The sequence below is a fragment of the Desulfovibrio sp. 6_1_46AFAA genome (assembly GCF_000224635.1).
Lineage (GTDB): Bacteria > Desulfobacterota > Desulfovibrionia > Desulfovibrionales > Desulfovibrionaceae > Desulfovibrio > Desulfovibrio fairfieldensis.
In genome coordinates this window covers 589,752-608,821 of the sequence record NZ_JH114301.1, presented here as the reverse complement: position 1 = coordinate 608,821, position 19,070 = coordinate 589,752, and the positions used below count along the sequence as shown (strand labels likewise).

Genomic DNA, 19,070 nt, shown 5'->3' with positions numbered 1-19,070 from the left:
AATTTCCCACCGGTTCGGGAACCGGGGTTCAATAACGCGGATCAACTTTGAGAAGTTACATTCTCAGAGTATCTGAGACGCCCGCTTCGGCGCTTAACGGCGCAAGTGAATCGCGCCCTCGCCTTCGCAGCCGCCAGAGCAATTTCAAGTTGAAATTGCTCCACTATGATATTCCACCTCGACCATTCATTCCCACTTGGGCATCTGGGGGTATTTTCTGCGGAGTTCCCGCAGCGCCTCCAGACTGATCCCCTCGCCCTCGCGGCGGCCGCAACGCGGGCAGACGTCGTTGATGACGCCCGTGTAGCCGCAGACCGGGTCGCGGTCCAGGGGATGGTTGATGGAGCCGTAGCCCACGCCCTGATCATGCATGTAGCGGATGATGCGCTCAAAGGCCTCGAGATTTTTGCAGGTATCCCCGTCCAGCTCCACATAGGTGATGTGCCCGGCGTTGGTCATGGCGTGGTAGGGAGCTTCCAGCTGGATCTTCCTGAAGGCCTTGATGGGATAGTAAACCGGTACATGGAAGGAATTAGTGTAATAATCGCGGTCCGTGACGCCGGGAATACTGCCGTAGCGCTCCCGGTCCAGGGACACGAAACGCCCGCTTAAGCTTTCCGCCGGGGTGGCGATGAGCGTGAAGTTCAGGCCGGTCTTTTCCGCTTCCTCGTCGGCGCGACGGCGCATATGCCCGATGATTTCCAGGCCCAGCTTCTGGGCCTCCTCGCTTTCGCCGTGATGCGCGCCCACCAGGGCCTTGAGGGCCTCGGCCAGACCGATGAAGCCGATGGTCAAGGTGCCGTGCTTGAGCACTTCCCCTATGCCGTCGTCCCAGTCCAGCTTGCCGGAATCCAGCCAGATGCCGTTGCCCATGAGGAAGGGATAGTTGCGCACCTTTTTGGCGCTCTGGATCTTGAGCCGGTGCAGCAACTGCCGGAAGACCAGGTCGATCTTCTCATCCAGCAGGGCGTAAAACTTTTCCGGATCATTACGGGCTTCCAGGCCCAGGCGCGGCAGGTTCACGGAGGTGAAGCTCAGATTGCCGCGTCCGCAGGTCACCTGGCGCTCCGGATCATACACATTGCCCAGCACACGCGTGCGGCAGCCCATATAGGCCACTTCGCTGTCGTAATAACCGTCCCTGTAGTACTGGAGGTTGAAGGGGGCGTCAAGAAAGCTGAAATTGGGGAAAAGGCGTTTGGCCGAGGTTTCCATGGCCAGTTTGAACAAATCGTAGTTGGGGTCCTCAGGATTGTAGTTGACCCCTTCCTTGACCTTGAAAATCTGCACCGGGAAAATGGAAGTCTCGCCGTTGCCCAGACCGGCCTGGGTGGCCAAGAGCAGGTTTTTCATGACCATCCGGCCCTCGGCGGAGACGTCCGTGCCGTAGTTGATGGAGCTGAACGGCACCTGGGCCCCGGCCCGGGAATTCATGGTATTCAGGTTATGGATAAGGGCCTCCATGGCCTGGTACACGCGCCGGTCCGTATTGGCCAAAGCTTCGTCCACGGCATAGGCGTGGGCGCGTTCCGTCAGTTCTTTCCACTGTTCGGGAGCCGCTTCGGTCAGCGCGCGGCCCAGAGCATCGGCTCCGGCCATGCTCGGGCGCACGCCCACGGCATCCAGCAGTTTCCCGGCCAGTTCCTCCGCAGCGGCCGCGTCCAGGCCCCCGGCAATGCGCAGGCAGGCGCAGAAGGCCTTGCGGTATTCCTTGGCATAGGTCTTGATCACGCCCTCGGCCATGGCATAGTCAAAGTGCGGCACGCTCTGGCCGCCGTGCATTTCATTCTGGTTGGCCTGAATGGCTATGCAGGCCAGGGCCGAATAGCTTTCAATGGAATTGGGCTCACGCAGATAGCCGTGCCCGGTGGAGAAACCATTTTTGAACAGCGGGATCAGATTGATCTGGCAGCAGGTTTCGGTGAGCATGTAGAAATCTTTGTCATGAATATGGATATCGCCGTTAAGGTGCGCGGCCGAGGCGTCCTTGGGCAGGATATAATTGTCGATGAAGAATTTGGAGCCCTCGGAACCGTACTTGAGCATGGTGCCCATGGCCGTGTCGCCGTCAATATTGGCGTTCTCCCGCTTGATGTCCTCCCGGATGGCCGGGGAGTACGTCAGCTTTTTGTAGATATCCATCAGGTAGGATTCCGCGTTGCGGATCTTGGCGTGCTCCGCGCGGTAGAGAATATAGGCCTTGGCGGTTTTGGCGTAATCGTACTGGATCAGCGTTTCTTCCACCACGTCCTGAATTTCTTCCACATGGCGGAGGCTGCGCTCATCCAGCTTTCTGCAGACTTTTTCGGTGACGAAAAGCAGGTCCGTGGGCGACATGTCCTCGCCGCCCACAGCCTGATTGGCTTTGGTGATGGCGTTGAGAATCTTGACCGAATCAAAGGGCACGGACGCACCGTCCCGTTTCATAATACTGGCGGGCATGAAAAACTCCAGGCATGGAGGGGCTGTATGGAATAAAAAACCTCCGCCCGCAACACAGGCGGAGGAGGAAGCGCATTTATCCTCACTGCAAGACCTGACGGCAAAAGCCCCGTTGCCGGCGGTCCGTCCTCAAAGACGATGAATGAAAGCAGGTCTTCCGGCTTGCCGGCTCGCTTTTCGGCCTTCCCGGAGCGAATCCAGTGGCGCGCAAGGAAAAGCGGCATCAGTTCGGCGCACGGCGGCGGGTCCGCTCCCGATTTGAACGGGATTCCCTATTAAGCCCCGAAGGGCGCTTCCGTATCTCTAGAGATAGTCAAAACAGCCCCTTTCTGTCAATCAGAGGCGCGAAAAAAGGCTTCCTTGCTTCGTAGCAACATATTGAATTTAAAAGATAAATTTTAAGGGTACGGCCCTACGGCGACGACCGTCAGCGCTCCGGCCACAGTGCCGGGCCGCCATGCCCTCCAAAAGGTAGCGCCGGATGGTTTCATCGCCGACGATGCCGGGCAGGAGCATCTTGCCGCCCCCGCCGGTTCACCGCGCCGGGGCGGCCTGGCTTTCGGCTCCTCTCCCTGACGGGCCGCCGAGCCGCGCCGTGATCCAGAGGTCCAGACCGGGCACGCCCTCCTCGCCCACTGGCTGCCAGTCCAGCACGGCATCCCGCCGCGCTGCGGACAGATAGCGCACAAAACGCAAATGCAGATTCAGAGCGCTGTCCTTTTTATTCCGACCGACAAGCACGCTGTGGGCAGCCAGAAAAAACTTGCGGGACTCTCCTTCCGGGCCGTTGCAGTCCAGATAGAGCAGGCAGAGCGTATTCTGATCAATATCAATGTCGTTGAGCAGATCGTAATCGACCAGCCGCACGAACGCACCACCGGCGGAGACGTCGATCAGGCGTATTTTCCGTTCCAGATCCTGGCTGTAACGGCTCATATAGATCTGCACCTGGCCGCGCTGCTCCGGCAACATGGGCGCGAACCAGAAGCGGAATTTTTTGAGCATGCCCGGCCCCAGGCGCAGCCGTTCGTGCCGACGCAACTCCCGCCATAAGGAACGGAAAGGCGTCTTGAGCGTGATCTCGGTCAGGGCGTTTCCGGCGTCGCGCCGCACGTCCTGCACGCGGCAGTTGCAATAAAAACCGTGCCGCGCGACGGCAGCCTTACCGCTCTCTTCCTGCCCGTCCCTGGCCTCTTCCGGCTTCGCCTCGATATCCGGCTTGAAATAGATGCGGCACTCCCCGCCCTTCAGTTCAGCGGGAATCAGGGGCTCCGCCGTGGACAGGACCGTGATGTCGCGGGCGGTAAAGGTTACGGTGCAGAGCAGAGGTCCCGCTTCGCGCGGACGGCCGTCAAAGGTGAGTTGGACCGGAAGGGCCCGGTCACGGGCGTATTCCAGGGCGGTTGCGATATTCGGACGCCAGAGGCAGAGGGGCATTACGCGGATCTCCTGTCATCACCAAGGATGCATGCCATGTCCTTTGGCACAGAGCAAGTTGGGGAATTGCCATTCTCAAAGCCGGCGCTGACCTCAGCCGGCTGTTGTCGTTATTCGCAGCAATGCTGTCCTCGTCTGTCGCGTTGCGGCTACAGCCAGGCTTCGCCATGAACGGTTCAGGCAAGCCCCGGCGGCAATAGCTGACGCCCGGTGGGACTGAGTTTCAGCCCTTTGCCTCAGGCGCGGGCGGCCACGCGAGTGAGCACCGGAGCAGGGGATCTTTCAACGTTAACCTGCCCTATTTCCCAAGGATTTTTCATGGATAGCTCACGCGGACGCGTTCTGTAAAGTCGCAACAGCGCCCCGTCCCGGTCGAACTTGACCGCGACGGGGCGCTGTTCAGACAAAACCTGCGAACGCCGGGGATATTCTAAGCAGATTAACTTTGAGAATTGACATTCTCAAAGTTTTTAAGCCGCTCGCTCTGCTCTCGATGTCCGTACGGCGGCATAGCCGCCAACGGCTGACGCTCGTGGCGAGCGCCTGCTTACGCAGCCGCCAGAGCAATTTCAAAGTGAAATGGCTCTAGGTTGGAAGTTTCATTCCCTGCCCAAGAAAGCGAATTCCGGCGCAGGACGCATGGTAAAGCATATTCGAACTTCGCATGGAACGGGCCTCGCGCAGGAGAGAATGAAAGCACGTTGGGAGCGGCTCCTACGGCAGCAGGGTTACCTCATAGGCATTGGCCGGTTCCAGATACTTGCGGGCCACGGCCTGCAAATCAGCCGGGGCCAGCGTGGCGGCCTTGTCCAGCAACTGCTTCTGGAAATCCTGGGGATAGTGCAGCACGGCATCCGTGGCCGCCTCACCGGCGCGGTCCGCCAGGCTTTGCCTCTCGCGCAGGTATTCGCCCAGCAGGCGGTTGCTTCCGGCGGCCAACAGGGCCTTGGGCAGCGGCTTGGCCTTGATTTCGGCAATGATCCCGGCAAAGCCCCGCCGGGCCTGCTCCAGCTTGTCCGGCGTGGTGCCGATGTAAAAGGCCATGAAGCCCGTCTCCGGCATGCTGCGGTTGAAGGCGGTTACGGTATAGCCCAGGCCCTGCTCGTCGCGCAGGCTGGCAAACAGCAGGCCGCTCTGGCCCGAAAGCACGGATTGCAGCAGCATCAGGGCAGGCGCGTCCGGATGGGTGGGCGGCACGGTTTTGAAGATCTGCAGGAGATGGGCCTGATTACGGCCCGGCAGATTCAGGCTGAGCGCTCTGTCCTTGCCCCAGTCGGGCGCGGCCACGGCCAAGCCTTCCCCTTCCGGCGCGGGCAGGCCCTGGGCGAAGGCCAGCACGGCCTCGCGGTCAAAGCTGCCTGCCACGGAAAGCACCCACGGCTGGCCGGACTGACGGGCCCAGAAAGCCTGCACGTCTTTGCGGTCAAAGCCGTCCAGGCTCCGGGGCGTGCCCAGGCCGTCAAAGCCATAGGACTGTCCGCCGGGATAGAGGAAGGGATTCAGCTTGGAGAACATATAGGCCAGAGGATTGTCCGAGCGCTGGCGGATGGCGGATTTCATGTTATCCACCTCACGGCGCAGTTCCTTGGTTTCGAAACGCGGCTTGGCAAGCACATCGCCCAGCGCGCTGAAATACTCCGCGTTGAAGCGCGAGGGCCCGGTCAGGGAGATGCCGAAGGTCTGCAGGCCCGCCTTGGCGGCAATGGAGGCCGCGCGTTCCGCGAAATAGCGCTCCACGCCCTGGGCATCCAGATTGCCGCTGCCGTCGGTGAGCAGGCGGGCGGTCAGATCCGCCAAGCCCTGCTGTTCGGGCTTGAGCAGTGCGTTGCCGCCGGGCAGCATCAGGTCCAGGGAAATATAGGGCACCGTGGCGTCGGGGATCATGATCAGGGTGCGGCCCTGGCCCAGTTGAACCACCTCGCGCTTTCCGGCGGCCACAGCTGCCGCCGCCACGCTTTGCGCATGCGCAGCGGCGGGCCAGTTCTTCCGCAGCACGGCTTCCAGGTCGGGCAGGGCCGCGCCTTCCGGTGCCAGCACGCGCACTCGCGCCCGTTCCGGCACGAGCCACTGGCTGACGGCATTCTGCAACTGATTTTCATCCACATTGCGCTGGGCGAAACGCATGTTGCGCTCCCCCTGCTCCCCGCCCAGATCAAACTGGATGGTTCCCTTCCAGGATGCCAGACCGTTGAGGGTTTCCCCGGCCCGGTCCATGCTGTCCTCCAGATTGAACTTGGCCCGGCGCACGGCGTCGGCGCTGAAGTCCTTGGCCGTCAATCCGGCCAGATCCCTGGTCAGCTCCTGCCAGAAAGGTTCCAGCTTGTCGGCGTCCAGCTGGGCGGTGATGGTCAACAGGCCCGCGCGGGCCAGACTCATATTGTCCACGCTGATGCCGTCCACCAGTTGTTTTTCATACTTGTACTTGCGGTAGAAGGTCGAGGTGCCGTCGCCGCCGAGCAGATAGCTCAGCACGTCCAGATCCACGGCGCGCAGGTCGCGCAGGCCGGGCGCGGGAAGGGAAATGCCCAGATAAACCTTGTTCCAGGGTCCCCGGCTCACTTCCACGCGCGGACCACCCGCCGCGCCGGACAGGTCCAGCGGCTGGGGCACGGGCAGGTCGCCGCCGTTCTTCAGGCCGCCGAAAATCTTCTGGGCATAGGCCAGCACCGCGTCGGGCTCAATGTCGCCCGCCACCAGCAGCATCATGTTCTGCGGCTGGTACCAGCGCTTGACATAGTCGCGCAGATCTTGGGCGGTAATGGCCTTGATGGTGTCCACATAGCCGATAATCGGACGGCCGTAAGGCGTATTTTTGAGCCCGGCCACCTGAAGGTTTTCATAGAGCTTGCGCATGGGCGAATCCTCGCCGCGCTGGAGCTCGGAAATGACCACGTTTTTCTCGGCTTCCAGTTCCTTGGGATCGAGCTGGGCCTGGAAGGCCATATCCTTGACCACGTCCATGCCGGTGCGCCAGTGCGCGGCGGGCATGTCGGTCAGATACCAGGTTTTGTCAAAGCTGGTGGCCGCGTTGAGATAACCGCCCAAGGCCTCCACCTCACGGGCCACCTGGCCTTTGGGCCGGTGCTCCGTGCCCTTGAAGACCATATGCTCAAGCACATGGCTGATGCCCGCATGGCGCGGCTCTTCATTGGCCGAGCCCGTGCGCACATACAAGCGGGTGCAGACCAGGGGGAAACGCGTGTCCTTGAGAATATAGACGGTGAGCCCGTTGGGCAGCCGGGTCAGCACCTCGTTCGCCGAAACGGAAGAGGCAGCGGCTGCGCGCCCGGCGGCAAAGGCCTGACCGATGGAAAGCAGGACGGCGGCCGCGCAGAACAGCGCCGCTGTCAGAAAGGAGATACTATGTCGCATGAAAACTCCTGAAAACTGGTTTCAAGTCTTCCGGCAGTCTCCGCATGATGCGGATTTTTTCCGGAGGGTCGCTCATTACAGCATGTTGCGTTTGAAATATGTAATATTTCAAATTCTACGCAGCCCGCGTACCGTGGAAGCGGCAACCGTTGGCAAGTCTCCGAGCCTTACGGATGCCGACAGCAACGCTAAAAAAATAGTTTATCGCTGCTGTCGATACCCGTATTTGGGGCCAACGGCACGGCTGCGCCGCCTCCGGGCGCTTTCTTGCGCCTGGGCGCGGGCGTCTGCTCCGGCTGTAAAAACACAACCGGATGGAAGGCATGACGCATTCCATCCGGGAATAGTAGTTTTTGCCGCCGCTCAAGGCAAGCGGGGAAAAAACAGCGGATTCCGGCAAAAGGCCGGGACACCCGAGGTTTTCCGGCTCAGCCCTGCAAGGCGGGCACAAGTTCGCGCAGCACTTCCTCGGCCCGCTCGTTGGGCACCTGGCAGGTTCCGGCGGCCAGATGCCCGCCCCCGCCGTGGGCCAGCATGACCTGACCGATATTGACCGTGCTGGACCGGTCCAGAATGGATTTGCCCACGGCAAAGACCGTGTTCTGCTTTCTCAGGCCCCAGAGCACATGCATGGAAATGTTGCACTGCGGGAAAAGCGCGTAAATCATGAAACGGTTGGTGCACCAGATGACATCCTCATCGCGCAGATCCAGCACCACCAGTTTGCCGTGCACCGAGGAACAGCGTTTGATCTGCTCCGCGGCCTTGGGCTGCTGCTCAAAATAGAGCTCCGTCCGTTCCTTCACGTCCGGCAATTGCAGGATATCCTCAATGAGATTGGTGCGGCAATGCTCGATAAGCTCCATCATCAGGTCGTAGTTGCTGATCCGGAATTGGCGGAAGCGCCCCAGGCCGGTGCGCGGGTCCATGATATAGTTGAGCAGGGTCCAGCCCTCCGGCGCAAGGATGTCCTCCCTGGAATACCGGGCGGAGTCGGCCTGGTCCACGGCGCGCATCATTTCCTGCGGGATGCCCACAAAGCGCTCCCGCCCGCCGAAATATTCGTAGACGACCCTGGCCGCCGAGGGAGCTTCGGGATCAATGACGTAATTCTCGGGCCGCGCGCCGCCCAGGCGCAGGGTTTCCGAGAGGTGGTGGTCGAAGACCAGATGAGCCTTGGAATTGTACGGCAGATTGGTGGTGATGTCGTTTTCGGTGATCTCCACCTTGCCGTCCTGCATATCCTTGGGATGAACGAATTTGATGCTGTCCAGTATGTCCATTTCTTTTAACAGAACGGCGCAGACAAGGCCATCGAAATCGCTGCGGGTCACAAGCCGGTATTTTTTCTCAGCCATGCCGATCAGCTCCTGTGATGTATGAAGATATGACCATGATGCGGGATGGGCGGCATATTTTCAAGAGGCCGTCCAAGAGCCGCCTCAGGCATTTTGTTTGCTTTGCCTGATCACATCCGCGAACGTTTCAAGCGTGTAGGATGCGTTGAGATCCACATCCTCTTTGACCAGCTTCACAAAACAATTGGGAATTTCCCGAAGACGCAAATTCTTTTCAATACAGGGAGAACAGCCCTTATCATGCCTGGAAGGATGCAGAGGGCAGGCTTTGTTCGCGCAGGTGCAGAAATCTTTCATGGATATTCTCCGTATCCGCCGCTCCCGGCATAAAGGAGCTTTAGCCGTAGGCAAACCTTGTGATCCGTAACACGGCTTCGCCGTGAACGGCTCAAGCAAGCCGCCGGCGCGGTAACGGCTAGTGCCCTTGGCAGAGAATGGAAATCCTAATTTAGAAACAGCCCACAGAACAGTCAAGACTTGAAATGCTCTGGCCGCCCACGCATCAGCCGCCCAGATAGGCTTCCTTGACTTTGGGATTTTCCAGCAGTTCCCGGCCCGGACCTTCCAGCACAACCCGGCCCACTTCCAGAATATAGGCGTAATGGGCCACGGAAAGCGCGGCAAAGGCGTTCTGCTCCACCAAGAGCACGGTTTTGCCTTCCGCGTTGATCCGTTTGATGATTTCAAAAATTTCACGCACCAGCAAGGGCGCAAGGCCCAGCGAGGGCTCGTCGAGCATGAGCAGGTCCGGACGACTCATGAGCGCCCGGCCCACGGCCAGCATCTGCTGCTCGCCGCCGGACAGGGTGCCTCCCTTCTGCCAGCTGCGCTCCTTGAGGCGCGGGAAAAGGGTGTAAACCCATTCCAGGTCCGCCGCGATCTCGTCCTTTTCCTTGCGGGAATACGCGCCCAGATAGAGATTTTCCTCCACGCTCAAATGCGGCAGGATGCGGCGGCCCTCGGGCGAAAGGGAAATACCCTTGCGCACCATGCCCTCGGGCTTCAGGCCCATCAGGGACACCGGCTCCTCGCCCTCATGCCGGGTAAAAAGAATTTCGCCGCTGATGGTCTTGTTCAGACCGGCGATGGAACGGATGATGCTGCTTTTGCCCGCGCCGTTGGCCCCGATCAGGGTCACGATGCTGCCGCGCGGAATGGAAAGGCTGACGCCCTGCACGGCCTGGATGCCGCCGTAACGCACATGGAGATCACGTATTTCAAGCATGTTGCACCACCACATCCTCACCCAGGTAGGCGCGGATGACCACAGGATTGTTGCGTACGGATTCGGGATCGCCCTGGGCGATCAGCGCGCCGTACTCCATCACCCAGATATACTGGCACACGCCCATGACAACCTTCATGTCGTGTTCAATGAGTAGAATCGTCAGATTGAATTCGTCCCGGATGTGCCCGATGAAGTGCATCAGATCCAGGCTTTCCTGAGGGTTCATGCCCGCCGCCGGTTCGTCCAGGAGCAAAAGGCGCGGCTCGGTGGCCAGGGCGCGGGCGATTTCCAGGCGGCGCTGGGCCCCGTAAGGCAGGCTGCCCGCCTTTTCGTCCAGTTGGTCGCCCAGATTCACGCGCTCGGCCAGCAGCCGCCCCTTGCGGGCGATCTCCGCCTCTTCCCGGTAGAAACGGGGCAGGCCCAGGGGAGCCATCCACCAGGGGCAATGGCGGCGCACATGGCAACCCACCATGATGTTTTCCAGCACGGTCATCTGGCGCGAAAGCCGGATGTTCTGAAAAGTGCGGGCCATGCCCAGGCGGCAGATATCATAGGGTTTGCGCCCCTTGATGCTCTTGCCCGCGAAAATCACGTCGCCTTCCTGCGGCGTGTAGAAGCCGCTCAGCACGTTGAATACCGTGGTTTTACCGGCGCCGTTGGGGCCGATGATCCCCGCGATGGCCCCCTGGGGGACGGCCAAGGTCAGCTCGCTCACCGCCGTCACCCCGCCGAAGCGCATGGTCACGTCGCGGGCCAGCAGCAGCGCGCCCTCATAGTCGGGCGGCGTGGGCAATGCAAAGCCGCTCATGCCTTATGCCTCCTCAGGAAGGCGAAAATTCTCGTCCAGGTCAGCTCGCGCGTGCCCATGATGCCCTCGCGCCGATAGAGAATGATCGCCAGCAACACCAGTGAAAAGACCACCATGCGCATGCCCGGAATGCCCGGCAGCTCGATGAAGCCCAGATTCATGGGTTCCTCGATGGCCCGCAGCCATTCCAGCAGGATGGTGATCACCGTGGCCCCCAGGATGCTGCCGGTCAGGGAGCCCAGGCCGCCGGCCACCACGAACATGAGCACGTTGAAGGTCAGCAGAAAGTTGAACATCTTCGGGTCGATGGTGGAAAGATGGCTGCCCAGCAGCGCGCCGCCCACGCCCGCGAAAAAGGCCCCGATGCAGAAGGAAAGCACCTTGTAGCGAAAGACGTTGATGCCCATGACGCTGGCCGCGATTTCATTGTCGCGGATGCAGCGCAGCACGTTGCCGAAATTGCTGAAGACCAGACGCGCCAGCACAATAAGAGTAAACAGCGTCCAGCCGTAACAGGCCAGCAGGGTGGCGTGGCTCGGTATGCCCTTGATGCCCAGGGAGCCGTTGGTCACGGCCGTGGCGTTGACGATGAGCACGCGGATGATTTCAGCAAAGCCCAGGGTGGCGATGCCCAGATAGTCGTCGCCCAGGCGCAGCACGGGCACGGCGATGAAAAAGGCGAAAATCATGGCGACAAAGCCGCCGGCCAGCACGGAAGTCCAGAAGGGAGTGAACAATTCGGAGAAAGGCCAGATGATGGGTTCCAGAATCCACATCATTTCTTTCTGCTCGGGCGGCAGGATACACAGTGCCGAGACATAGGCCCCCACAGCGATGAAGCCCGCCTGCCCCAGGGAAAACAGGCCCGTGAAACCGTAAATCAGGTTCAGGGAAAGAGCCAGGATGATATTGATGAAGATCAGCTTGGCGATGTAGATCTGGTAGTCGCCCAGAAAGCTTTCCGCCTGCCAGAGCACACAGCCCAGCAGGAACATGGCCACGATGTTCAGGAGGGTGCTGCGGTTCAGGCGCATCAGATTTTCTCCTCCATGCGTTCGCCCAGCAGGCCCGTGGGTTTGATCAGCAGAACCAGCACCAGCAGCACAAAGGCGAAGGCGTCGCGGTATCCGGAAAGCTCGGGCATGAAAGCCACGGTCATGATTTCCACAAAGCCCAAGGCCACGCCGCCGATCACCGCGCCCTGGATGGAGCCGATGCCGCCGAACACCGCCGCGATAAAGGCTTTCAGGCCGGGCATGATGCCCATGTAGGGATGCACCTGCGGATACCGCAGGGCCCACATGATGCCCGAGGCCGCGGCCAGGGCCGAGCCGATGCAGAAGGTGAAGGCAATGATGTTGTCCACCCGCACGCCCAGCAGACGCGTGGTCTCAATATCCTTGGAAATGGCCCGCATGGCCAGGCCAGGCTTGGTGCGGTAGACGATGTAGAGCAGTATGCCCACCAGCACGGCGGTCATGGTCGGCACGAAGGCCGTCAGGCGCAGGATGCGCAGGCCGCCCACCTGCCATTCCGAAACCAGCCACTCCGGCTGGAGCACGGGCCTGGGCTGTCCGGTAAAGACCACCACGGCGAGGCTTTCTATGAAAAAGGATACCGCAATGGCGCTGATCAGAGCCGAAATGCGCGGAGCGTCGCGCAAAGGCCGGTAGGCCACCCGCTCAATGATCACGCCCAGCAGGCTCGCCCCGGCAATGGACATGATGGCGGCCACGCCCCAGGGCCAGCCGAAGGCGAAGGTGCCGAAAAAGACGAAATACGCGCCCACCATCAGGATGTCGCCGTGGGCGAAGTTGATCAGGCGCAGGATGCCGTAGACCATGGTATAGCCGATGGCGATCAGCGCATAGAGCGAGCCCAGGGTCAGGGCGTTGAAACAGTGCTGCAAAAACATCTCAAGGCTCATGGGCCACCTCTGGGCGCGGCCGTGCCGCGAAGCCCGGACACTGGCGGTCCGGCCTCGGGTCAACGGCGATCACAGCGGAAAAAGAGACGACAGCGGCCCCGCGACGGCAAGCCGCCGCGGGGCCCAGATACTGCAACCGTTTTACTTGGGCGTCACTTCGCCCACATAGACGCGCTGCCCATTCTTGTATTCGATGATGCCCACAGGCATTTCGGCATCGTGGGTCTTGTTGATGGAGAGCTTGCCCAGAGCGGTGGGCAGATCCTTGGTTTCGGCCAGGGCCTTGGCAATGGCCTGGGGGTCGGCCGAATTGGCGCGCTTGATGGCGTCCACGATCAGGAAGTAGCAGTTGTAGCCCAGAGCGCCGTTCACGTTGGTTTCCTTGTCGGGATAGGCCTTTTTCCAGGCCTCGGTGAAGCGCTTGGCCTCGGGGCTCATGTTGGTCATCTTGGAATCATAGGGGAAGGTGGTGTGCAAAAAGCCTTCCGCGGCCTTGCCGCCCAGCTTGACGGTGTCGGGATTGTCCATGGCGTCAGCGCCCATCAGGCGGAAGGTGGCGCCCAGTTCGCGGGCCTGCTTCATGATGATGGCGCCTTCGGCGAAGTAGGCGGGCATAAAGACGATGTCGGGCTTTTTGGCGATCAGCTCGGTGAGCTGGGCCGTGAAGTCCTGGTCGCCGGAGCTGTATTTGAGGTTGGCTACCACTTCGCCGCCCAGCTTCTTGAAGGAGCGGGTGAAGAAGCTGGAGAGACCCACGGCATAGTCGTTGGTCATGTCCATAAGCACGGCGGCCTTTTTAAGGCCCAGGTTTTCATAGGCATAGGTGGCCGCGGCAGCGCCCTGATAGGGGTCGATGAAGCAGGCGCGGAAATAGTATTTCTTGCCCTGGGTCACCAAAGGATTGGTGCAGGAGGTGCCCACGCCGGGCACCTTGGCCTTTTCGGCCACTTCAGCGCCGGCCATGGCCAGGGAGGAACCGTAGGTGCCGATAAGGGCCACGACCTTGTCGCGTTCCACCAGGCGTTTCACGGCATTGGCCGCTTCCACCTTGTCGGACTTGTTGTCCACCACCACAAGCTCCACGGGGCGGTCCAGAACCGTGGGCATTTCCTTCTGGGCCAGGCGCACGCCTTCCAGCTCCAGCTGGCCGCCGAAGGCGTTCTGCCCGGTCAGCGGCAGATACACGCCGATTTTAATGGGATCCTTGTCCGCGGCGGACGCGGCCTGCGCGCCAAAACCCAGCGAAAGCGTCAGCGCGGCCAGCACCGCAAGATGTTTGCCCAGTTTCATCCTAACCCTCCAGGTTGTGCGGTTCACGACACGACAGTCCTGCACGGGCCGTTTCAGCGGCCCGCAACGGCAGTCCTCCCGCCGCTGTGACAGGTATGTGACAGCAAGTATAGACCACTTGGCCTCTTGTCGCAATTCACAAAAAAAGCGGAGATATCAGTGCGTTATTTATACATGGCCGCGTAACGCGCAAAAAGCCGGAGGCTCGGCCGCGAAAAACTGTCCCATTCCGCGGTAAGCTCCAGACCCGGAATCAGAACGCGGACCACGGGCAGATTCAGATCCGTCCGGGTCAGGTCCACATAGAGCGGGCTTTTGCCGTGCCCGGCCAGCACGCTTTCCAGCAAGCGCAGATTGGCCTCGGCCGACGGCAGGCTGTAATCCGGCAGATCTTCCAGCACGCGCTCGGGCAACGCCGCCAGGCCTGGCCCGGATGCTTTGCCGAAAGGGGCCGGACGCGCCCAGGCATAGGGCCAGGGCGTTTCGGTCAGGGCGGCCAGGGCCGCGCGCGCGCCGCTCAGATTGGCGCCGGTGGCCCGCGCCACGGTACCGTCAAGAGCCGTGACGAAACACTGGTACACGGGCAGGCCCAGTTCCGTGGTGAGGTCCTGAAACTGCACGCGGATGCCGCGCGCGGCATAGTCTTCCAAAAGGCTCTGAATGCGCTGGTCGCGGCTTCTGAGGGTAAAACAGCGCGCCCGGCTGAAGGGCGTGGTGGCCTCGGCGTCCCGTTCCAGAATCTCCGTGATCGCCGCCACCTTGGCCTCGTCCAGGCTGTTGCCCGAGGCCAGTCCCGTGGAGCCCCCGGCCAGAAAGAGGCCCGGCTCGTCCAGATTGCAGAACAGAAAAACGGCCTGGGCCGGAACCAGCACTTCCGCGCCGTCCACGGCAAGGGCCGTCAGCCAGTACAGGGGCGCGTCCGGACAAGATGCCTCCAGAGGCAACAGTCCGGGATCAAACACCGCCCTTCCCTGCGCTTTGAGGTCCGCATAACGGGCTTTGATCAACAACAGGGGCAGCTTGCGGTCCAGCACTTCGCCGCCAATCCCGGCTTGGCCTGGTCCCACGCTGACGTAGGCGCTGGCCCGCTCCACGATTTCCATGGCGTAAGAGGCGCGGGCCTGGGCCAGCGAAAGCCCCCGGCCATAGGCCGTGGCTTGGCCGCGCAGACTGTGGTTCAGACGGCTGTTGCGCACGCTGATGTCCACCTGCCAGGAGCGCAGCAGGGCAATGGGCGAAAGCGAGGCTTCATGCCGCATTTCCGGTCCGGCGATGAAGCCCGCCTCCATCAGGGCGTCCAGGGCGCGCAAAAAAGTTTCCTTGGCCGGAGGCCGTTCCCGAGGCTCCCAGTCTTCGCTTTTCCAGCGGGCATGTTCGCGGGCCAAGATATCGGCGCGCGACGCGAGTTCCTCGGCTCTTGCCGCCAATTCTCGCGGGCAAAACAGCGGGGGGATGTCCGCCTCGTCCGGCCGGGGAAGCGGATGATGGCCGCAGATATTGGCGCGGAACAAAGCGCTCCAGGCTGCGGCGGCCTCCCGGTCGGATTGAAGCGCGGCCCGCAGGTAGACTGTCGGGCTGGCTGGAGCCAGCCGCGCGGCGGCGTCGGCGGGAAAGCCATTGCACACTTCCCGGCAGGCGGGCAGCAGCAAGGCGCATTCCAGCAGCAGACCGGCCAGGGCGGGTCTGATGAAAACATCGGCGGCGGCGTCATAGCAGGTTGCGGCCAGAGAACGCAGCTCGCCCGGACTTTTCTTACTCAGAACCCGCAGAAGATGCTGGTGCAGAAAGTCGTCCAAGGGTGTTGCCTCCAGCCGTTCCAAGGCCGCCTCCAGACTTAGGGAGGACGGCGGTTCGCAGGAGAAATAGCCGGTGGTCGCCAGGGTTTCGGCGTGGGTGTAGGTGTAGTCGATGGGGGAAGGCGCAACAGGCGATCCTTCCGGTGCCGGATAGGGTCCGGATGCTTGGGAATGGCCGGGCATCATGGTTCCTCGCGCGGAACAATAGCTACAAAAAAAGCGGGCCGCATGGGACGGCCCGCTTGTCGCGCAGATATATTCCGGAAATCCCCGGCAGGAGGGATTTCCGGAATAAAAGGCGGATTAACGCTTGGAATACTGGTACCGGGCGCGGGCCGCGCGCAGACCGTACTTTTTACGTTCCTTCTTGCGGGCGTCGCGGGTCAGGAAACCGGCCTTCTTGAGCACAGGGCGCAAAGCCGGGTCCACCAGCAGAAGGGCGCGGGAAATGCCGTGGCGCACGGCCTCGGCCTGACCGGTCACGCCGCCGCCGGCCACATTGACGCGCACGTCCAGCTTTTCAGCCAGCTTGGCCAGCACCAGGGGCTGGCGGATGATCATCTGCAGGGTCTTGCGGGGAAAATACTCCTCAAAGGAGCGCCCGTTAACCGTGATGCCGCCCGAACCGGCGTAAATGCGGGTACGGGCCGTGGCGGTCTTGCGGCGTCCGGTGCCGTATTCAAATTTCTCGCTCATGGCGTGCACTCCTTAGTAAGGCAGGGTCAGCGGCTGGGGATTCTGGGCCATGTGCGGATGCTCGGGCCCGGCATAAACCTTGAGTTTCTTCAATATGGCGCGGCCCAGGCGGTTCTTGGGCAGCATGCCGCGCACGGCGGCCGTCAGAACGCGCGAAGGCTTGTCGGCCAGCACATCGCCCAGGGTCGTGGTCTTGAGGCCACCCACCCAGCCGGAGTGCCGGTAGTATTTCTTGTCGGTCATTTTCGCGCCGGTCACCTTGATCTTTTCACAGTTGACCACCACGATGAAATCCCCGTTATCCATATGCGGGGCGAACTCAGGCTTGTGCTTGCCGCGCAGGCGATGGGCAATCTGGCTGGCCAGACGGCCAAGAACCTGATCCTGGGCATCAACCACAAACCACTGGCGGTTGATGTCTTTGGGGGTAGGGCTGAACGTCTTCATCAGAATGAACTCCTCAGGGTCTGCTGGAATAAGCAGCAAAAAATATACGGCAGCCGTCAGGCTGAAAAAAATTCGTCCAGTGTCGCGCCGTCTAACGGGGGGTGGCGGCAGGATCACTGCAAAGGTCGATTTGATACGCCAAAGGCCGGGACGTGTCAAGCGCTATCCGCGCCTGACAGAGATTTTCCGTCGGCTTCGCAGCGCTTGAGCTTTGTAGCACATGCCCCTATACTTTCGCCATTACTTTTTAAGACCCACAGCGGCGGCCCGCACCACGCCCCGCCGCCGTGCGCGTCTTTAGTTGAGGATACCGTATGCCGGTCATTCGCAAGAGCCTGCTGCAACTGATCTTTTCCGGCGCGTACCTGTTGCGCTGGAACGACAAGCTGCGCCCCGCGGAACTGCTGGAAATCGACAAGCAGGCTCATAAAATGCTGCTGGCCTGCGTGCTCTGGCATGAAAATTCCCGCACGCTGCCGGACGGGCAACGTCTGACCCTGGCGCGCGACATCATTGAAGGCGGTCTGTTCGACTATTTCTATCGCCTGATCATCACGGACATCAAGCCGCCGGTCTTTTACAAAATCAAGGAAAATCCCGCCCACTTCCGCCAGCTCACCGAACATGTGCTGGCCCGGCTTGAGCCGGTGCTCTCCCCGCTGGGAAATTTCTGGGAACGGATGCGCGCCTGGCACCTCACGGGCGACGAGAGCGGCCCGGCCCGGCGTATCCTCACCGCGGCCCATCTCTATGCCTCGCAATGGGAATTCCATCTCATCAAGCCGCTCAACGGTTTTGACGATGAAATGGACGAGATCGACGACTCCTTTGTGGAGCGTCTGGATACCTTCCGTGATCTGGAGGGAATGGAGGCCATCCTCACGCCCAACACAGCCCTGGCCCGTTTTGCCAATCTCTGCGGGCAGTTGCGCTTCCAGATCCGCTGGACGCAGGCTCCGCGCATTCCGGCCACTTCGGTGCTCGGGCACATGTTTATTGTGGCGACCTTCGCCTACTTCTTCAGCCTTTCGGTGGACGCCTGCACGGCCAGAGCCAACAACAATTTCTTCTGCGGCCTGTTCCACGACCTGCCCGAACTGTTGACCCGCGACATCATTTCCCCGGTCAAGCAGTCCGTGGCCAGCCTGCCCCTGATCCTCAAAGAATACGAGGAAGCGGAACTGGAGCGGCGCATTTTCCGCCCCCTGCGCGACGAGGGCTTCGCACCCCTGGTGGAACGGATTTCCTACTATCTGGGTCTGGGCGTAGGCTCGGAATTTCAGGAATGCCACCGGGAGGGCGGCAATATCATCAAAGTGGATGGTTTTGAGACCCTTCAGCGTAGTTGCAACGCCGACGCCCTGGACCCCAAGGACGGCCAGATGCTCAAGATCTGCGACTGGCTGGCCGCCTTTCTGGAGGCGCACAGTTCCATCCGCAACGGCGTTTCCTCTCCGCATTTGCAGGAGGCCCAGGCCCGGCTCAAGGCCAAACTTTGTGAAAGCCCGCTGGAATGCCTGCATCTGGGCGCGCTGCTGGCCGACTTTGACTAGGGTCTGTTAACGCTATTTGACAAAGAGCGAGTATTCCGTAAGAATGTCTTATGCAAATTACTCGCGAACAATATGAGAGAATCGCTGACTGCTTCCCGCGCCAAAGAGGTAATGTCCATTTTGACAATCTCCAGGTGTTGAATGCGATTCTGTACGTTGCGGAGCATGGGTGTAAATGGCGTGGACTGCCGAAAAATTTTGGCTGTTGGCACAGCATCTACACGCGTATGAACCGCTGGAGCAAGAACGGAGTTCTTGACCGTATATTTGAACGCCTTCAACAAGAGCAGATACTCCGCCTTAAAATAGAAGCAGTTTCTCTCGACAGTACTATTGTTAAGGTTCATCCCGATGGAACAGGGGCCTTAAAAAAACAGGTCCGCAGTCCATCGGAAAGTCCAGAGGCGGCTGGACGACCAAGCTTCATATGGTTGCCGCGAATGCTGAATGCGCGTTGAATTTCAGCCTCACTCCCGGCAACGCCGGCGATGCCCCCGAGGGGCGCAGGCTGCTTGTCCAGTTGGGGCCGATGCCAGCGCCGTGCAGCTTGCTTATGGATGGCGCATATGAGGGTAATGAAACGACTCGCTTGGGACGTGAGTTGGGCTTCACTCCGGTGGTGCCGCCCAATCCCAACCGACTGAAACCGTGGGAGTATGACAAAGAGCTATACAAAAGACGTAATGAGGTAGAACGGCTTTTCAGGAGGCTCAAAG

The 19,070-nt window shown here is 60.8% G+C and carries 14 protein-coding genes, 1 pseudogene and 1 riboswitch; of the genes and pseudogenes, 2 read left to right on the top strand and 13 right to left on the bottom strand.

The annotated features are described in order from the left end of the window. Positions 1-186: 186 nt before the first annotated feature. From HMPREF1022_RS06075 to rplM, 13 genes are all read right to left on the bottom strand, one after another. On the bottom strand, positions 187-2,442 hold the full coding sequence (locus HMPREF1022_RS06075) for an anaerobic ribonucleoside triphosphate reductase (RefSeq protein ID WP_009302350.1): 2,256 nt from the start codon (positions 2,440-2,442) through the stop codon (positions 187-189). A gap of 130 nt (positions 2,443-2,572) precedes the next feature. Beyond that, positions 2,573-2,754, bottom strand: a riboswitch (cobalamin riboswitch). 222 nt (positions 2,755-2,976) lie between these two features. Next, positions 2,977-3,879 carry a hypothetical protein gene (locus HMPREF1022_RS06070; RefSeq protein WP_009302349.1) on the bottom strand — a complete coding sequence of 301 codons (903 nt, stop codon included), beginning with the start codon at positions 3,877-3,879 and terminating at the stop codon, positions 2,977-2,979. A gap of 714 nt (positions 3,880-4,593) precedes the next feature. Further along, positions 4,594-7,251, bottom strand: a complete 2,658-nt coding sequence (locus HMPREF1022_RS06065; RefSeq protein WP_009302348.1) for a M16 family metallopeptidase — start codon at positions 7,249-7,251, stop codon at positions 4,594-4,596. A 428-nt stretch (positions 7,252-7,679) separates the two neighbouring features. After that, a complete protein-coding gene (locus HMPREF1022_RS06060) occupies positions 7,680-8,609 on the bottom strand; it encodes an exopolyphosphatase (RefSeq protein WP_009302347.1) in 930 nt (309 codons plus the stop codon). A gap of 84 nt (positions 8,610-8,693) precedes the next feature. Beyond that, entirely contained in the window at positions 8,694-8,906 is a 213-nt protein-coding gene (locus HMPREF1022_RS06055; protein WP_008684929.1) for a DUF6485 family protein, read from the bottom strand. A gap of 205 nt (positions 8,907-9,111) precedes the next feature. Beyond that, positions 9,112-9,834 carry an ABC transporter ATP-binding protein gene (locus tag HMPREF1022_RS06050; RefSeq protein ID WP_008684931.1) on the bottom strand — a complete coding sequence of 241 codons (723 nt, stop codon included), beginning with the start codon at positions 9,832-9,834 and terminating at the stop codon, positions 9,112-9,114. Next, a complete protein-coding gene (locus HMPREF1022_RS06045; protein WP_008684933.1) occupies positions 9,827-10,645 on the bottom strand; it encodes an ABC transporter ATP-binding protein in 819 nt (272 codons plus the stop codon). Before HMPREF1022_RS06045 ends, HMPREF1022_RS06050 begins: the two co-directional genes overlap by 8 nt. After that, positions 10,642-11,679 (bottom strand): branched-chain amino acid ABC transporter permease, encoded by a 1,038-nt coding sequence (locus HMPREF1022_RS06040; protein WP_009302346.1) that lies wholly within the window; start codon positions 11,677-11,679, stop codon positions 10,642-10,644. The genes HMPREF1022_RS06045 and HMPREF1022_RS06040 overlap by 4 nt, the downstream gene beginning before the upstream one ends. Next, positions 11,679-12,572, bottom strand: coding sequence for a branched-chain amino acid ABC transporter permease (locus HMPREF1022_RS06035; RefSeq protein ID WP_008684938.1), 894 nt, complete (start codon positions 12,570-12,572; stop codon positions 11,679-11,681). The genes HMPREF1022_RS06040 and HMPREF1022_RS06035 overlap by 1 nt, the downstream gene beginning before the upstream one ends. A 141-nt stretch (positions 12,573-12,713) precedes the next feature. Further along, complete coding sequence (locus HMPREF1022_RS06030; RefSeq protein WP_009302345.1) at positions 12,714-13,862, bottom strand: ABC transporter substrate-binding protein; 1,149 nt, start codon at positions 13,860-13,862, stop codon at positions 12,714-12,716. Between the two features lie 164 nt (positions 13,863-14,026). Next, positions 14,027-15,841, bottom strand: a complete 1,815-nt coding sequence (locus HMPREF1022_RS06025) for a YcaO-like family protein (protein WP_009302344.1) — start codon at positions 15,839-15,841, stop codon at positions 14,027-14,029. A gap of 120 nt (positions 15,842-15,961) precedes the next feature. Continuing rightward, the gene (gene rpsI / locus HMPREF1022_RS06020; protein WP_008684943.1) at positions 15,962-16,354 is read right to left on the bottom strand and encodes a 30S ribosomal protein S9; all 393 of its coding nucleotides are present in this window, start codon (positions 16,352-16,354) and stop codon (positions 15,962-15,964) included. Between the two features lie 12 nt (positions 16,355-16,366). Next, on the bottom strand, positions 16,367-16,801 hold the full coding sequence (gene rplM, locus HMPREF1022_RS06015; RefSeq protein WP_009302343.1) for a 50S ribosomal protein L13: 435 nt from the start codon (positions 16,799-16,801) through the stop codon (positions 16,367-16,369). A 314-nt stretch (positions 16,802-17,115) separates the two neighbouring features. Between rplM and HMPREF1022_RS06010 the strand changes: the two genes are divergently transcribed. Both HMPREF1022_RS06010 and HMPREF1022_RS18010 read left to right on the top strand, forming a co-directional pair. Then, on the top strand, positions 17,116-18,354 hold the full coding sequence (locus HMPREF1022_RS06010) for an HD domain-containing protein (protein WP_009302342.1): 1,239 nt from the start codon (positions 17,116-17,118) through the stop codon (positions 18,352-18,354). A gap of 50 nt (positions 18,355-18,404) precedes the next feature. Beyond that, positions 18,405-19,070 (top strand): annotated as a pseudogene (locus HMPREF1022_RS18010) (IS5 family transposase); the annotation flags it as partial.

Bases quoted from the DNA above. Each gene is read 5' to 3' on its own strand.
- HMPREF1022_RS06060 (WP_009302347.1), bottom strand. From the start codon at position 8,609: ATGGCTGAGAAAAAATACCGGCTTGTGACCCGCAGCGATTTCGATGGC.
- rplM (WP_009302343.1), bottom strand. From the start codon at position 16,801: ATGAAGACGTTCAGCCCTACCCCCAAAGACATCAACCGCCAGTGGTTT.
- rpsI (WP_008684943.1), bottom strand. From the start codon at position 16,354: ATGAGCGAGAAATTTGAATACGGCACCGGACGCCGCAAGACCGCCACG.
- HMPREF1022_RS06070 (WP_009302349.1), bottom strand. From the start codon at position 3,879: ATGCCCCTCTGCCTCTGGCGTCCGAATATCGCAACCGCCCTGGAATAC.
- HMPREF1022_RS06045 (WP_008684933.1), bottom strand. From the start codon at position 10,645: ATGAGCGGCTTTGCATTGCCCACGCCGCCCGACTATGAGGGCGCGCTG.
- HMPREF1022_RS06030 (WP_009302345.1), bottom strand. From the start codon at position 13,862: ATGAAACTGGGCAAACATCTTGCGGTGCTGGCCGCGCTGACGCTTTCG.
- HMPREF1022_RS06035 (WP_008684938.1), bottom strand. From the start codon at position 12,572: ATGAGCCTTGAGATGTTTTTGCAGCACTGTTTCAACGCCCTGACCCTG.
- HMPREF1022_RS06040 (WP_009302346.1), bottom strand. From the start codon at position 11,679: ATGCGCCTGAACCGCAGCACCCTCCTGAACATCGTGGCCATGTTCCTG.
- HMPREF1022_RS06065 (WP_009302348.1), bottom strand. From the start codon at position 7,251: ATGCGACATAGTATCTCCTTTCTGACAGCGGCGCTGTTCTGCGCGGCC.
- HMPREF1022_RS06055 (WP_008684929.1), bottom strand. From the start codon at position 8,906: ATGAAAGATTTCTGCACCTGCGCGAACAAAGCCTGCCCTCTGCATCCT.
- HMPREF1022_RS06010 (WP_009302342.1), top strand. From the start codon at position 17,116: ATGCCGGTCATTCGCAAGAGCCTGCTGCAACTGATCTTTTCCGGCGCG.
- HMPREF1022_RS06050 (WP_008684931.1), bottom strand. From the start codon at position 9,834: ATGCTTGAAATACGTGATCTCCATGTGCGTTACGGCGGCATCCAGGCC.
- HMPREF1022_RS06025 (WP_009302344.1), bottom strand. From the start codon at position 15,841: ATGCCCGGCCATTCCCAAGCATCCGGACCCTATCCGGCACCGGAAGGA.
- HMPREF1022_RS06075 (WP_009302350.1), bottom strand. From the start codon at position 2,442: ATGCCCGCCAGTATTATGAAACGGGACGGTGCGTCCGTGCCCTTTGAT.